The 15256-nt window shown below is 67.7% G+C and carries 11 protein-coding genes and 2 pseudogenes; 7 read left to right on the top strand and 6 right to left on the bottom strand.

Features of this window, described 5'->3' with window-relative positions; genetic code table 11:
• Nucleotides 1-380 precede the first annotated feature (380 nt).
• The 4 genes from ACIQWA_RS17060 to ACIQWA_RS17045 all read right to left on the bottom strand — a co-directional run bounded on the left by ACIQWA_RS17060 (nucleotide 381) and on the right by ACIQWA_RS17045 (nucleotide 6044).
• Nucleotides 381-659 carry a helix-turn-helix domain-containing protein gene (locus tag ACIQWA_RS17060; RefSeq protein WP_402483163.1) on the bottom strand — a complete coding sequence of 93 codons (279 nt, stop codon included), beginning with the start codon at nucleotides 657-659 and terminating at the stop codon, nucleotides 381-383.
• A gap of 53 nt (nucleotides 660-712) precedes the next feature.
• On the bottom strand, nucleotides 713-3880 hold the full coding sequence (locus ACIQWA_RS17055) for an SNF2-related protein (RefSeq protein WP_402483161.1): 3168 nt from the start codon (nucleotides 3878-3880) through the stop codon (nucleotides 713-715).
• The gene (locus ACIQWA_RS17050) at nucleotides 3877-5454 is read right to left on the bottom strand and encodes a hypothetical protein (protein ID WP_402483158.1); all 1578 of its coding nucleotides are present in this window, start codon (nucleotides 5452-5454) and stop codon (nucleotides 3877-3879) included. Before ACIQWA_RS17050 ends, ACIQWA_RS17055 begins: the two co-directional genes overlap by 4 nt.
• A 71-nt stretch (nucleotides 5455-5525) precedes the next feature.
• Nucleotides 5526-6044: a helix-turn-helix domain-containing protein gene (locus ACIQWA_RS17045; protein WP_402483156.1), complete on the bottom strand. Its 519-nt coding sequence runs from the start codon at nucleotides 6042-6044 to the stop codon at nucleotides 5526-5528.
• A 98-nt stretch (nucleotides 6045-6142) separates the two neighbouring features.
• Between ACIQWA_RS17045 and ACIQWA_RS17040 the strand changes: the two genes are divergently transcribed.
• Nucleotides 6143-6589, top strand: coding sequence for a hypothetical protein (locus tag ACIQWA_RS17040; RefSeq protein WP_402483154.1), 447 nt, complete (start codon nucleotides 6143-6145; stop codon nucleotides 6587-6589).
• Nucleotides 6590-6878: 289 nt separating this feature from the next.
• Here ACIQWA_RS17040 and ACIQWA_RS17035 read toward each other — a convergent pair.
• Nucleotides 6879-7022 (bottom strand): annotated as a pseudogene (locus ACIQWA_RS17035) (hypothetical protein); the annotation flags it as partial.
• Nucleotides 7023-7063: 41 nt separating this feature from the next.
• A pseudogene (locus ACIQWA_RS17030) lies at nucleotides 7064-7639 on the bottom strand (transposase); the annotation flags it as partial.
• Between the two features lie 518 nt (nucleotides 7640-8157).
• Here ACIQWA_RS17030 and ACIQWA_RS17025 point away from each other — a divergent pair.
• The 6 genes from ACIQWA_RS17025 (at nucleotide 8158) to ACIQWA_RS17000 (ending at nucleotide 15254) form a co-directional block, all read left to right on the top strand.
• Nucleotides 8158-8679, top strand: a complete 522-nt coding sequence (locus tag ACIQWA_RS17025) for a hypothetical protein (RefSeq protein ID WP_402483152.1) — start codon at nucleotides 8158-8160, stop codon at nucleotides 8677-8679.
• A gap of 308 nt (nucleotides 8680-8987) precedes the next feature.
• Nucleotides 8988-9674 carry a hypothetical protein gene (locus ACIQWA_RS17020; protein ID WP_402483149.1) on the top strand — a complete coding sequence of 229 codons (687 nt, stop codon included), beginning with the start codon at nucleotides 8988-8990 and terminating at the stop codon, nucleotides 9672-9674.
• An 11-nt stretch (nucleotides 9675-9685) separates the two neighbouring features.
• Complete coding sequence (locus tag ACIQWA_RS17015) at nucleotides 9686-11026, top strand: peptidoglycan-binding protein (protein WP_402483146.1); 1341 nt, start codon at nucleotides 9686-9688, stop codon at nucleotides 11024-11026.
• Nucleotides 11023-11697, top strand: a complete 675-nt coding sequence (locus ACIQWA_RS17010) for an ABC transporter ATP-binding protein (RefSeq protein ID WP_402483143.1) — start codon at nucleotides 11023-11025, stop codon at nucleotides 11695-11697. Before ACIQWA_RS17015 ends, ACIQWA_RS17010 begins: the two co-directional genes overlap by 4 nt.
• Nucleotides 11694-12917 carry an ABC transporter permease gene (locus tag ACIQWA_RS17005; protein WP_402483141.1) on the top strand — a complete coding sequence of 408 codons (1224 nt, stop codon included), beginning with the start codon at nucleotides 11694-11696 and terminating at the stop codon, nucleotides 12915-12917. Before ACIQWA_RS17010 ends, ACIQWA_RS17005 begins: the two co-directional genes overlap by 4 nt.
• 114 nt (nucleotides 12918-13031) lie before the next feature.
• The gene (locus tag ACIQWA_RS17000) at nucleotides 13032-15254 is read left to right on the top strand and encodes a glycoside hydrolase domain-containing protein (protein WP_402483138.1); all 2223 of its coding nucleotides are present in this window, start codon (nucleotides 13032-13034) and stop codon (nucleotides 15252-15254) included.
• Nucleotides 15255-15256: the final 2 nt, after the last annotated feature.

The following is a 15256-nucleotide window of genomic DNA, read 5'->3' as shown; positions in this document are numbered from 1 at the left end:
CCCCTCCGGCCCTTCCAGCGTAGACCGTATTCGATCGCTTGTTCGACTCACTGGTCAAGGCATTACTGCAGGTGGCGGGGGTGTGACGGGGTGTGCGACTGTCGGCAGATCGCTCGCACTCCGGGAAGTCGCGATACCCGGGCCGGACCTGCGGTGGCCGTGTCGGCGTGCGGCGACCCGTAGGCGGCCGGGGCGCGGGCGAGTCGGCTGCCGTCTCCGGGGTGGGGTGCCAGCCGGAGGGCAGGGTGAATCGTGGTCAGCCTGCAGTGGCGCAGCGGGGGGGTCGTACTGATGGGGTGGTGGAGCTGGCGTCCCAGGATGCTCGTCGTTCGGTACGGCGGCGGCTTCGTGAGCGGGCCGCAGTGTCCTGTGGCGGGATGTCAGCGGGCCGGTCGCGCGATGTCGGTGCTGGTGGCCGGTGGGTCATGCCGGGCCGCGGGCTCGATGAGCTTTCGCGGTTCGATGTCCAGCCCTCTGGCGAGCGCGAGGATGGTGAGCAGGGAGGGATTGCGCTTGCCGTGCTCGATGTCGATAACCATGCGGGCGGACAGGAGGGCGGCTTCGGCCAGTGCTTCGATGCTCATGCCGACGTGCTCCCGGGCGTCGCGGACGGCGAAGCCGAAGGCTTGCAGTCGCTGGTCAGGAACGGAGATCGGCACCTAGCGATGCCAGCAGCGGTCCCCCATCAGGCACCATGAACGATAGTTCAGTATCACTTTCCGTGAGGGGTGAGGTGGAGCCAGGCGACGAGCTCGACCTGCCGGACGGTGTCGGACTCGCTGATGCCGTTGTGGCGTGCGACCACGGTGCGGGCGTTGTCGATGAGGGCGTGGAAGGTCTTGAGGCAGGAGGAGGGCATGGGGGTGGGCGCGGCTGGGGGTGACCCGTCCTGCCGGGCTGCGGTGCGGATCCAGTCGCTGGGATCGAGGTCCGGTTCTGCGAGGCAGCGGAGCGGGTCGAGGGAGTAGGCGCCGTCGCGGTCGGCGGTGCTGAGGCGGATGAAGGCCGTCTTCGTGGGGCTTGCGCCGGGGTGGGTGAGACGGAAGCAGAACAGGACGCTCGGGGTGGTGACGCTGCCGGTGCAGGCGCCGCCGGCCGCGGCGGGCAGGTTTTCGATGGCTTTGCGGATGGCGGGTTCGCGCAGTGCGATGCCGAGCCAGGCATGCTGGCGGTCGCTGAGGCTGGGGCCCGGCAGTGGCTGCGGCGGGCCGATGTCGAGGTGATCGGGTGCCGCGCGGGTCGGGGAGCCCGGGTACAGGGGGGTGGGCAGGCCGACGGTGGCGGCGGCGATCCGTGCCTTGCGGGCGATGATCTCCATGAGGTGCAGGGCGACGTCGAGGCCGGCGTCAGGCTGGACGGTCCAGCAGGTGACCGTCTCGTGCCGGCTGCCGAGACGGTCGACGCGGCCGAATCTCTGGCCGAGGATCTGGGGGTTCCAGGTGAGGTCGTAGTGCAGGCAGAAGGCGGCTCCCTGCATGTTGCCGCCCAGGGCGAGGACGTCGGTGGTGAGGAGGGCGTCGATCTCGTCCCGTGCCGGCGGGGTGGTCAGTCCGCGGTGCGGGGGCTTGTTGTGCTCGGGGTCGAAGCGGGCGACGACGTCCTGGGTCTGCCAGGTGCTGGGGGCCACGGCGGAGCCCAGGTTGGCGAGGCGGCCGCGCAGCGGCGCGAGACGGGCGTCGGTGTTGACGGTCTGCTCGAGCCAGGGGCCGAGGTCGGCCGTCGTCGTGCGGGCGCTCGAGAAGATGACGATCTTTTGGCCGCGCGGGTCGTGGACGATGCCGGCCAGGATGTCCGGCAGGACGGCTTTCTTGGCGTCGTCCCCGACGGCCTGCTCGGCATCGTTGATCAGCCCGGTCATCACGTCGAGGTCGTGCTCCAGGTCGGCGCGCAGCCGGCCCGTGTCGAACCCGTCGGCCGGCAGTTCGATGGTCTCGGGGATCCGCGCGTAGGCCGCGAGGATGTCGTCGACGTCGTCCGGCTCGAGATCCTCTCCCGTCTCGCGCACCAGGCTGCGTTTCAACGAGAGGTTGAGGTGGTGGCGAGGCAGGCGGACGATGCCGCGGTCGAGGTCGGCCAGGGCTTGGACGACGACCTCCCGGATGCGCTTCAGGGTGCTGCGGCAGGCGGCCGGGGACGACTCGAGGCGTTTGAGGAGCAGGATGCGGATGAGGGCGAGGAGCGCGGGATTGCGCGGGCGGAGCTGTCCGGAGAGCCCGTAGCGCTCGCGCTGATAGACGGCGAGGGCAAGTGGCCTGGGCGGGGTGTGGCCTTCGAGCAGCCGCTGGAGTTCGCCCGCCAGCTCGGGGGGCAGATGACCGGTGTAGCCGACCGCGTGGATGACGTCGGCGAACAGGCGGCGCATGGCCGGGGAGAGCCGGTAGGTGACGCGTCTGTGCTCGGGGACGGGGAAGCGGCCGGGGTAGGGGCTGGCCGGGTAGTGCGCGGCCAGGAACTTGTGGTCGCGGCGGAGCATGTACTCGCCGAGGCACCGCAGCATCCACGAGTGCTCCGCCGGGGACAGCACGACGGGATCGGACAGGTCGAGGGTGAGCCGCTGGCCTGTCTGCGACCGCTTGTTCAGCCGGGTGCGGCTGAAGGTTCCCCCACGCTGCCACTCCTCCTCCAGCGCGGGGTCGATCAGGAGCAGGAGTTCCAGCAGGTCGCCGGCGTCGTTGTTGACGGGGGTCGCGGTCAGCAGCAGCACCCGGGGGCGCGGGAGGTGAGCGTCGATCAGCGACCGGACGGCGAGCATCCGCAGCGTCAGGGGATTGCGGAGTTGGTGGGCTTCGTCGCAGATGACGAGCCCGTACCTCGGCCAGGTGTGCCCGTGGTCGCGGACGTCGGTGAAGTGGCTGGCCAGACGTTCGTAGCTGATGATGTCGCAGCGCAGACCCCAGTCGGTCAGGTAGCGCTGCCACATCGGGACGAGCGAGGCGAGACAGACGATGAGGACTGGGCCGTCGCCGCGTTCGAGGAAGACCCGGGCGATGTCCCCGCCGGCGAGTGTCTTGCCCAGACCCACGGCATCCGCGTCCAGTGCCCCGCCGAACCGGTCGATGATCGCTAGCAGCCGGGCCACGCCGTCGCGCTGGAAGCCGACCAGACCGATGTCGGACGGCGGGGCGTTCACTTCGTCACCGAAAGCTTCCAGCAGCATCCGCAGCAGGATGAGTTCGGCCGGGTGCCGGGCCCGCCGGGCCCTGATGCAAGCCCCGAGATCGTAGGGGACGGCCCGCTGCCACCACTGCTCCACCTGCTCCACGGCCTGCTCCGCAGCAGCCGTCGTGGCTGGCGCGCTGAGCTCCTGGTTGACGTGCAGCCCGGTGTACGTGAGATTCGCCGAACCGACGACGACCTGCGGCGGGGTGCCAGCCGCGACGGCGGCCTTGGCGTGCAGGAAGCCGTCCTCCAGACGCCGGCACACCACGGCCTCGCCGTCGAGCAGTCTCGAGAGGTCCTCGAGGAGCAGGCCGGTGCGCCGTGTCGCGGGGATCGTGTTCAGCTCCGCGTACAACGCGCGGTCGCCGCGTCGGCGAAGCTGCTGCAGGGCTTCCCGATCGAGGCTCGTGGCCGGTGGTGGGGGGAGGCCGGCGAGGGTGGGGGCCGGTTCCTCGCTCATGGGCAGGATCACCATCGCCTCGTCGGGAGGGGCGACACCGATGAGCAGCCGGACGGGCCGCAGCCGGGCGACCCGATGCCGGATGGCCGGGACGATCGACAGCAGGCCGCGTAGGCTCACATAGCCGCTGACGAGCGTCACGTCCCTGCCCGGGTGGGCGGAGCACCAGTTAGCGAGGCTGCGCGAGACGCTCCGGTCGGCGCTGTTCGTCCAGATCTCCTCGTCTGCCCCGTCGGCGGGGCTGCTTCGCCCGTTCCTCATACTGCCGCCTCGAGGAAGGAGTTGATCAGTGACAGGAGCTTCTGGTCCCGTTCCTTGATCCACTTCTGGACGGTGGGACGGCCTTCACGGCCGAGGGGTTGGGGGATGAACTGCGCGTCCAGCGCGGTACGCGGGCACTGGAGCTCCTCGGCGGCTGCGGGTGTCCAGCCGTGGGCGCCGCGCAGCACCCGGCTGGTCGCTTCCGTGGCCAGGATGTAGTTGCCAAGGGTCTCCACCGGCGGATCCGGATCCCACAACCGGACGAGTCGCATGGATGGATCCGGTGTGGTCACCTCGGGCCGGGCCAGGTCGCGGACCAGCGGGTGGCCGGGCCCCGACAGAGCCAAGGCCATCAGTGCGGCCCCGGGACCGAAGCCGCCCAGGCCCCGCCGGTGCAGCCCGTCCGGGGCCAGCCGCCGGCCCGTGCCGTTCAAGGCGTCGCTGAGAAGCGAGGTGGCCTGTTCGTAGCTGTCACTGGAGGCGATGACGGCGCTGTCGGCGCGCGCCAGCTTGGGGGCTCCGCGGTAGCGGTTGGCTGCCAGGGCACGGGCGAGCCAGCGCCAGGCGAAGTCGTCCTCGGCGGCGTGCGGGAAGCGGGCGAAGAGTTTCATCAGCACTCTCACCGAGGAGGGCATGCACACGAAGTCGGAGCCGGACATCCCGTGCTGGGCAAGGTAGGCGAGTGTCTCCGTGCATGCCCTCACCCCGCGCTCGCACGCGGCACGCACGACGGCGGGGTCCGCGTCGACGACACCCTTGTGGCGGGCCTCGGGCGGCAGCTCGAACTGCACGACCTCGTTCAGGCCCGTGGGGGTCACCGCGGAGGAGAAGCCCATTCGGGCCGCCTCATCGACCGCCGGATCAAAAATCTCCGCTCGCACCCCGGGACTGACCAGCGCCACCATGGTCGTCTCGATCTCGCCGTCGGTCATCACGATGGTCGAGGCGTGACGCCCGCGGATGCGGTAGACCTCCGCCGCCTGCTTCGCCGTCCCCGACAGCCATTCGAGCAGGATGCGGGTGTTCAGCAACCGGTGTTGCATCTCGGTGAGCGCCGAGAAGTACTTGTTGACCTCGTTTGGCCCCACCCCGCTGTCCGTGATCAGCTGCTGACGGGTCGCCGTGTCCGAGTACAGCAGCTCCCGCAGCGGGATCTGGGGATGGCGCCGCCGCCGGTACGGTCCGATGTGCACACGCCGGGTCGATTCCAGCACGACGGACACCTGCAGGCCCTTGCCTCCCAGGCGGTCCCACTGCCGGTCGGTGAACCACGCCGGCCGTATCCCGCACCCCGCCGCCAGGGCCAGGCACCGGTGCTGGCCGTCCAGGATCCGCACCGGCGCGGCCGCCCTGCCGTAACGCCCCGGGCGTTTCTGGCCTTCACCGTCCGGCAGCCACAGCAGTATCGAGCCGATCGGCCGCTGAGGAGCGAGCGCCAAGGACTGCCACAACTCCGCGATCCACACCAACCGCGGGGCCCACAGACGCCCGAAGTCCACGACGTCGATGCTCCCGTCCTCGATCTCGTCGAGAAGATCCGGCAGATTCACGTACGGCGTGTTCGGGCTGGGCATCCGAACTCCCAGAAAGATGAAGTCCTCACCCTCACGCTACGCAATCCAGGTGAATACACAACATTTAGGTTTCACGGCGCTGGACGGGCGGCCTGCAGACTACGCGGGCGCTCGGCCCACCGCAGGGCAGCGCCCACCAAACGGTCGGAACGCCCGTAGATCCGGGCAGCGGCCTGGACGAACTCCTCGCGTGTGCACTGCGCCGGCAGTCGGCCCGTAGCCTCCGCCCGCAACAGCGACCACCGCGACATGCCGAAGGCAGGGGCAGCCTCCTCGGCCGTCAGCCCGGCCCAGTGCCGAAGATCGGCGAGTGTCACCACGCCCGGCCCCGCCACCTGAGCCGGTTCCACCTGCAGCGCCCGGGTGATCCTCGCCAGGGACACGGGGTCCGGATGGCGGCTGCCGCGCTCGTAGGCAGCCAACTGCTGCCGGGTGACGGGAGGACCCGCCTCCTGGGCCAGATGATCGAGACTCCACTGCCGCCCGAGACGGGCGCGCCGCAGCAGCTCCCCGTCTATCCGGACCGAGCCGCGCGACATCGAAAGCCCTCCGAGTGCCTTGCTGGTGGTATCAGCGTCGACGGCCCCCAAGCGGCGGCACCATGCACGGAAGTGCAGGTCCGGTGCTCCCTGAACAGCACGTGCCGTTCAGGGAGCACCGGACCTGGGCACGGCGGGACAATGGCCCCATGGCTGGTGCGCCCGCCGATCCCGTGGTGGTGCGACCCGTCCTGCTGGACTCGCAGCACCACCAGTTCCTTCTCGTGCCTGCGGGAGGAAGCCGCAGCCTGTGGTGCCCACCGTCGTTCGAGGCGTTGCCGGGAGAGAGCTATCGCAGTGCGGTGGTGCGCTGCCTGCGGCACGACAGGGGGTTGCCCACCCTCGACATCACCCCTGTCGTCGGACTGATCAGACCGGGGCCGGACCTGCCGCCGGTGCAGTACATCGTGCTGGTCAGGGAGGCCAGTCCTCCGTGGCCTGACAACATGCCCGGCCTTCTTGGGCCCCTGGCCCGTTGGTGGACGCTGCAAGAACTCAAGGCGGGCAGCGTTGACGTCGAGCCGGGAGAACTGCCGATCTTGCTTGAGGGCTACTGGGACGGATGGATCCCCGACGGTGAGATCACTCTCGAATGACCACGGAGGTGGGCTTGGTGGGTGCCGGCCAGACAGCCAGCTAGCTAGCAGTTGGCCTCAGTTCCGCGGAACAGCGCCTCCAGCACTTGCCCCACCAGATTGATCCGGGTGATGCCCTACTCCGGGGCGCCCGATGACACCGCTGAGGCTGGCCAGCCGTAGTGGGAGAAGGAGGGACCGCTCTGCCGGTACGCGGCCAGGGCCTGCACGGTGGTCGGGAATGCCGACCCGGGGAAGTGGTCAGCGGCGACCCACGGGGCGGCCAGGTGCTTGTCCGGCTCGGTGTTGGTTAGTTCGCCGGTCCAGGTGTCGGTGGTGAAGACGGAGAGGACGAACTGCCCGGCCTGGTCCCGGCCCTGTTCGACGTGGATGACGTGGACGAGGACGAGGTCGGCCGGGTCGACGAGAGCAAGCCGGTCTCCTCCTTGAGTTCGCGGGCGGCGGCCTCGTCGAGGGTTCGCCGGGCTCGGCCTCCGCCTCCAACGCGGGGATCTCGGCCTCGACCTGCTCTTCCTTGTCGAGGAGGCTGCCGTAGCTCGTCGCCTTGTGCTTGGAGGCGTTGGCCTCCAGTTTGGTGCCGTCCAGGGCGACGCGGCCCATCTTGACCACGCCGAGCTTGGTCGCGAGGTACAGCGACTGGGTGAACAGGTCGGCCAGGGCGTCGAGGCGGTGGCGGAACCGGGCGACCGAGCGGAAGTCCGGGGCCTGGTCGGCTGCCAGGCCCCGGAACGCGACGTCGTCGGAACACTTGCGCACGAACGCCCGTGATGAGCGGACGTCGGTGGTGTAGCCGTAGAACAGTAGACGCACCGTCAGCCAGGGTTCGTACGGCGGGTAGCCCCGGTTCTCGGTGTGGCCGGCCAGGATCGGGGAGAGGTCGAGTACCTCGTTGACCAGGTCCGCCACGAACCGGGCGAGGTGGCCATCGGGCAGCCAGTCGTCCAGAGACGGCAGCAGCAGGACCTGGTGTGGATCGAACGTCCGGAACGTCTTGTCCGCCGCTGCCGCACGACCCGGCGTCCGCTTCACCTCGAGCGGCTCGATCGTCATCCCGCACGAAAGATCACGAGACGCAGCCGGGTTGCCCGTTACCGAGACACGCTCCCAGCCTCGCGCTCTGGCTCATCAGTTCGTCCGGCGCCCGGCAAGACCCAGGTATTGCGGGGCGCCGATGTCTTATGCGATTGGAAGCTTGCGGCCCCTGCTTCGGCTTCCGGGGGGCGCTACTACGACCGTCCCCGTGCCGACCGCGGGCGCAATGACGGGAGGGTACGACGCTCTAGGTCGTTTGTCTACCCGTTGGTCAGCTGGTTTGCATGCCCTCCACGCCCGCCAGTCGGGTGATTGGTTCATCCTTGCGGATTACTAATCGGCCGATTGGCATGAAAGAGACCTGATCGTTACCAACTGAAGTAGTGAAACGACAGCTTTTGCCCGATCTGTATGTGATCTAATCAATGGTGATTTCTTCCGGGGGGTTGAAATGTCAGCTTCGGGCTGCAGGGGGCTTGGCGGCACTACGCCACATATGGGCAAATCATCCCCAAGGGATTAGTCTGTCCATTTCCATGGACTGCGAAGAACTTCCGCACACCATGAAGGGGGAAACCATGGCAATTTCGCGATCTCTTCGCACGGTCCTTGCCGGGACCGCTGCGGCGTTGGCGATCGGAGCTCTTTCGGCGCCGGCCGCTCAGGCGAGCGGTGCAGGCAACCAACTGAGTCCGGAGGCATGCAAGGCTCACACCGACACTAGTTTCGACTTCACTCTCTGGTACAACTCCTCGTACTCGGGGTCGCACCGAAACTTCGAATCCGGTGTGAACAACTTTGCGGACGAGCCGATCGGAGGATCCGATCCGGGCACCATTCCCATGCCTCTCCGATTCTGTAATGACTGGGGCAACGGCTCGAACGTCGGGGTCAAGAACAACGCCGCCTCTGCACAGAACCGCAACACCCGGTACAACGCCGTGGTCTTCTACCGCAGCTGGGGCCAGGGCGCTCGGGACACGCTCACTCCGATGTCGAGCTGGTTCAGGCTGAAGGAAACCTACAACAACAACGCCTCTTTCGACTGGCGGAGCTGACCGAGATTGTGCCGGGCGGTATCGCCGCCCGGCACAACACCTTATCGGGTAATTATGGACATGCCTTTGTTGATTCTAGCGAGATATCAGGAACCATCATGATGATCGGGCGGCGAGGTTTAGCGGCGGTGGGCGCTGTTCTGGTGTGCGTCGCGGCTGCGGGATGCTCTCGCGAATCCCCTTCGCCGGAGAATCAATCAGGCTCTGCGGTGTCGTCAAAAAATACTCCGGGCGGAACGCAGCCACACTCGGCGGACTTCGACCGTGGAAATCCGGCGACGTGGAAGCTGCCGCTCGAGGCGTACTTCATGACCGACGACGAGCAGAGCCAGCTGGGGCGGGCGATGAGCGCGCTCACCGAGGACTGCATGCACAAGGCCGGGTACGGCAACTGGGCCCCGCCGCCAGAGCTTCCCAAGGTAGGCCCCAAGACCCTCACGGACCTGCGGTACGGCATCCACGATGCCGCGCTCGTCTCGAAGAACGGTTACCACCCTGACGCCGCGGAGAAGGCGGCGCACGATGCCGCGGTAGAGGCCGCGGTCGCAGGAAACCCCCGCGGTGCGGCGCGAGCGGCCGAGAACAGCTGTGGTCAGCAGAGCAAGCAGAAGATCGGTGACGCCCAGGCCGCCTTCCGGCTCGCCGAGCAGCTTGCCAACGACGCCTTCACCAAAGCGGAGAAGGAACCGGAGGTCGCCGCTGCGTTCACACAGTGGTCGGGGTGCATGAAGGAAAGCGGCTACAGCTACCGCGAGCCGTTGGACGCCGTGGACGACCCGAAGTTCGGCCGTGACGTGACGAAGACGGAGATCGACACCGCGACGGCCGACCTCAAGTGCCGCAGCCGAAGCAATGTGGCACTCGTCTGGTACGAGGCCGAGGCGCGCCTGCAGAAGGCCGCCCTGGAGAAGAACGCCCAGGCCCTGCAGGAGGGGCGCGGCAAGCTCGACGCGGCGATGAAGAACGTGAACGCCATCCTGGCCGGCAAGCGTTAGAGGAGCGGTCGATGGCATACGGCAGTACTCCCGCCCCCGACGAGAACGACTCGGGGAATTCTCATTCGACGGTTCAGACGACCGGCCGCCGGGAGCGTTCCAGTACGCGTCGGCGAGGATGGCTGGTCGCCGTCGTGATCGGCTCGACTCTCGTCGGTGCGGCGGGAGTTGCGGCCGCCACGCTGCTGAAGTCACCGGCGCAGATCGCGGCGGAGACCGCTCCTCCGGCCCCGGACACTCTGACCGCGCAGGTAGAGCAGAGAGTGATCGCGGACACCCTGGTGACCCGCGGAAAGGTCGCCGCCGCGTCAACCGCGGAGATCTCAGTGCCGGCCTCTTCAGGGGTCCCGGGATCACGCCCCGTGGTCACCAAGGTCAAGGTCCAGTCCGGAGATCAGGTCTCCTACGGCAAAGTTCTGTTCGAAATCTCTGGTCGGCCCGTGTTCACGCTCGCGGGCGCGATGCCGGCGTACCGAGACTTGCAGACCGGAGCCAAGGGCGAGGACGTCGCACAGCTCCAGAAGGCTCTGGCCTCGCTTGGGTACCGCACGGCTCCGGACGCTGCAGGGGCGTTCGGGGCAGGTACGGAGCGGGCGGTGCTCGCATTCTACAAGTCGATCGGGTACAGCCCTGTCCGGTTGGCCACGAGCGGCCCCGACGACAAGGCAGGCGCGGCGAGGACCCCTCCGCCGAGTGCCGGCGACAAGGGCGCCGATGCGAAAGCGACTCCGACCGGCGCACCCGCCGCTGCTCAAGAACCTCAAACCGTCGTGACCGTGCCGATGTCGGAAGTGGTGTTTCTGAGCACCCTGCCCGTACGGGCGGACACGGTCGTGGCCACCGTGGGCAAGGCCCCCGGTGACAAGATGCTGACCCTCTCCACCGGCGCCCCCGTCGTAGTCGCCGAGGTGTCCGCGCAAGAGAAGGCATTGTTGAAAGCGGGCCAGCAAGCCGAGATCCTCTCTGAGGACAGCGGGCTGAAAGTGCCAGGAGCCGTGCAAGCAGTCACCGATGCTCCACCAGTCGGCAAAGGTGAGCAGCCAGGCCCGGCCGCCGGCTATCTGCTGCGCATAGCCCCCAACAGCCCTCTGCCCGCCGATCTCACCGGCAAAGAAGTGCGGATTTCGATCACTGCCTCCTCCACGGACGGGCCAGTCCTCGCTGTACCGTCCGCAGCCATTTCGGCGGGCGCAGACGGCCAGACCAGCGTGACCGCGCTCGGTTCCGACGGGCGCCTTCGCCGTGTCCCGGTGCGGCCCGGGGCCTCGGGAGGGGGATTCGTCGCGGTCACGCCCGAGGCCGGTGCGGCGCTGGCCCCCGGTGACAAGGTCGTGGTGGGCAGGACTCCGTGAGCACACCACCCGTCATCGAACTCCGCCAAGCCGGTCTGACCTACCCGGGCCCGCCCGAGGTGGTGGCGCTACGCCCCTGCGACCTGACGGTCCAGCAGGGTGAGTACGTCACGATCGTCGGCCCTTCCGGCGCGGGCAAGTCCACTTTCCTCAACATCATCGGCCTCCTGGACGAACCGACCTCCGGCAGCTACCTGCTGGACGGGATCGACACCGCAGCCGTGAAGGACGCCGAGCGCACCGCGCTGCGTGGCATGCGGATCGGATTCGTCTTCCAGGCATTCCACCTGCTCTCCCACCGCACCGCCCGCGAGAACGTCGAACTGGCCATGGTCTACCAACGCACTCCGCGGGGAGCGCGCAAGCAGCGTGCGGAACAGACCCTTCGCAGGGTCGGGCTGGGTCACCGGCTGGACGCGCTGCCCACCCGGCTGTCCGGTGGTGAGCGTCAGCGGGTCGCTATCGCAAGGGCGCTTGCGGCCGAACCGTCGTTGCTGCTGTGCGACGAGCCAACCGGCAACCTCGACTCCCAGACCGCCGCCTCCGTCCTCGACCTGCTCGACGGTCTGCATCGGGAGGGGATGACCATCGTCGTGATCACCCATGACCCCGAGGTCGCCTGTCGAGGCCAACGGACCGTCACCATCCGCGACGGCAGGGTGCTGGCATGAGGCTTCCTCGATCCCGCATGTCCTTGCGAGACCTCGCCTCAGAGGCCGTAGCCGGCGTGCTGCAGCGTCCGGCCCGCTCGGTACTCACCGCCGTTGGTACCGTCCTCGGTGTCGGGGCGCTCATCGCGGTCACGGGTCTGACCAGCACAGCCGCCTCCCAGATCGATGCTCGCTTCAGCCAACTGACGGCCACCGAGGTTACCGTCGAGGACATCGCGCCCAGCCTGCCCGGGCAGCCAGGACCAGCCTTCCCCGCCGACGCCGACGCGCAGGTGGAGAGGCTCCACGGGGTGACCGCCGCCGGCGTCTCCTGGCACGTGAGGCTCCAGCCCGGACAGGTCATCGCCAGCGGCCCGCCCGGAGCCGTGTACACCGCAACCGACCGTCAGGCCCAGCTGACGGCAGCCTCTGCCGGAGCCCTGCGCGCGGTCGCTCCCACCCTCCAACAAGGCCGCGTCTACGACGAGTTCCACGACCAGCACCACGAACACGTCGCCGTCCTGGGCTCTGCCACCGCAACTCGTCTGGGCATCACGAATCTACAGAGCCAACCTGCCGTGTTCATCGGCAGTACACCGTTCGTCGTCGTCGGTATCCTCGCCGACGTCCAACGCCGCCCCGATCTCCTGACGTCCGTGATCGTCCCGCGCACCGCCGCCCAAGACCTGTGGGGACCGCCCACCGACGACCCGGCCAAAATGCTCATCACCACCCAGCTCGGCGCGGCCACCCAGATCGCCTCCGAGGTGCCCCTCGCCCTGCGTCCGGACCACCCGGACTATCTACGCGCCACCCCGCCGCCCGATCCTCGGAGCCTGCGCTCAGGCGTGGAGAACGACCTCGGGCAACTCTTCCTGCTCCTCGCGGCGGTTTGCCTGGTGATCGGCGCCGTCGGCATCGCCAACACCACCCTGGTCGCCGTCCTCGAGCGCAGCGGTGAGATCGGCCTGCGCCGCGCACTTGGAGCCAGAGCCCGGCACATCACCACCCAGTTCCTCGCCGAATCCATGGCGCTTGGCCTGCTGGGCGGCCTGGTCGGGGCTTCGCTGGGAACTGTGACCATCGTCGCCGTTGCCGCCGTCAAACAGTGGACCCCGGTACTGCATCCGGCAACCATCGCCTCCGCCCCACTCGTCGGCCTGGTCACCGGGCTGCTGGCCGGGGCCTACCCCGCGTGGAGAGCTTCCAGGATCCAGCCTGCCGAGGCACTGAGGCGATAGCGCCTTCCCCGAGGTGCGGCCCAAGACGCCCTCCGTTCCAACGCAGCACCCATCAACCCGAACCGCCCTTGGAAGGGCGATACCTCTCACAGTGAGACGAAGGAGGAATCGGCAGTGGCCGACGAAATGGTGCGACGAGCGCAGAGCTTCGTGAACGCGTTCTATGGAAGCCGCATAGGTATGACCGTGGAGGAGGACGGGAAGACCGGCTGGCCGACCATGTACGCGCTCACCCGAGCCCTGCAGCTCGAGCTTGGCATCACGAGCCTGTCGAACAGCTTCGGTCCGACCACTCTGTCCGCGTTGGCGGCCAAGTACCCCTCGCTGAACAGCGGGAACATACCCTCGGAAAACTTCTGCAAGATCATTCAGTCCGCCCTGTACTGCAAGGGGTACGACGGGGGCAGCCTGGATGGCGTCTACAACCCGGGCGTCCAAGCGGGTATCACGAAGCTGAAGACCGACATGGGGATCACCGGCCTGTCTCCCGGCAGCGACCTGACGCCCAAGGTCTTCAAGGCGCTGCTGAACATGGACGCGTACGTCAGCGTGAACTCCGGCTCGAATGCGATCCGTAGCGTCCAGCAATGGCTCAACAGCCGGTACCTGAACCGTAAGGACTTCTTCGTCATCCCCTGTGACGGCCACAACTCCCGCGACGTCGCCAGGTCCATGCTCCTGGCGATCCAATACGAGTTGGGGATGGCCGACGGGGTCGCGAACGGCGTCTTCGGCCCTGGCAGCCAGGCTGGCGTCAAGTCCCACCCGGTGTCGCCGGGCACGAGCGGCACCTGGGTCTCCCTGTTCTCCGCTGCCATGATCCTCAACGACCAGCCGGTCGCCTTCACCGACACTTTCGACAGCGCGATGGCGGGCGTCGTGCGCAATTTTCAGTCGTTCGTCGGTCTACCGGCTACCGGCAACGGCGACTTCTCGACCTGGGCCTCTCTTCTGGTCTCCTACGGCGACCAGGCCCGCAAGGGTGCGGCGTGCGACTGCGTCACTCGGATCACCCCCGCGCGGGCGGCGGCGCTGAAAGCCGAGGGCATCACCTACGTCGGGCGCTACCTCACCAACCCCCTGGTGCCCAGTCCCGACCACCTGCCCGAAAAGATGATCCAGGAAGGCGAACTCCAGACCATCGTCGATGCCGGCTTGCGTTGCTTCCCCATCTACCAGACCTACGGACGCAACGCTTCGAACTTCACCTACATGGCCGGCCGCACGGCCGGCCAGGCCGCCGTCAACGCCGCGCTCGACCACGGGTTCAAGCTCGGTACGCGGATCTTCTTCGCCGTCGACTTCGACGCCATGGACTCCGACATCACCTCGAGTGTGTTGCCACACTTCAAGGGCATCCAGGATGCCCTCGCAGACGACGGCAATCGCTTCCAGATCGGCGTGTACGGACCACGCAACGTGTGTGCCCGAGTTGCGAAAGCCGGCCACTCGACAGCCTCCTTCGTCTCCGACATGTCCTACGGCTTCTCCGGCAACTATGGCTACCCCCTGCCGGCGGACTGGGCGTACGACCAGATCGTGACGCGCAAGGTCGGGACGGGAGCCGGCGAGATCGAGATCGACAACAACATCGCCTCCGGCCGCGACACTGGCCAGGGCTCCTTCAATCCGCCTCGCCCAGTGAAGCCCGATACCCGGCTCGACGCCTCCGTCATCGAGGCCATGAAGACGGACGTCGGAAAGTACATGGAGTCCATCGGCTACGCGAACGACGGCGGTCTTTACTCCTACCAGCACTGGAAGTGCTTCCAGTCGACCGTGGTGGACCACGACGACCTCATCACCGAGCTGTCGAACAGGTACAACCTGCGAAAGGCTCTGGTCCAGACATCCGCGTACTGGGAGATGCGGCACATCAACCCGGCGGACCAGGCTTTCTGGGAAACCATCATTGTGACGTTCAACACGACCGGCCATTTCGAGGACTCATCGACGGGGATCGCCAAGCAGCGCGGCGCAGCGCTCGTCGGGGCATGGAACTACTGCCTTCGCCAGGGCCTCATAACTGGTCGGGCCATCTCCGATCCGACCAGCGACCAGGACAAGTACAACCTCTGGAAGAGCGCGTACGACTCCGAGACATTTGACATCACCAGCGTCTTCCTGGTCCACATGTGGGACATCGCGGGCAAGCCGCTCGGCGACGACAAATCGCCCGCGATGAGGGGGCCGCGCCTGGATTACGTGGACGAGGAGATCTACGACATCCTGCGCCGCTACCAGGGGCCCGGAGATGTGGCGTACCCCGAGGCGAAGAAGCGCATGGGACTGTACTACGTGATGGAGAAGTACAACGCCATCTCCCGGAACCTCTGACA

Source organism: Kitasatospora sp. NPDC098652, from assembly GCF_044760155.1.
Taxonomy (GTDB): domain Bacteria; phylum Actinomycetota; class Actinomycetes; order Streptomycetales; family Streptomycetaceae; genus Kitasatospora.
The sequence above is the reverse complement of the archived record's forward strand: the minus strand, read 5'-3'. Positions and strand labels throughout refer to the sequence as shown.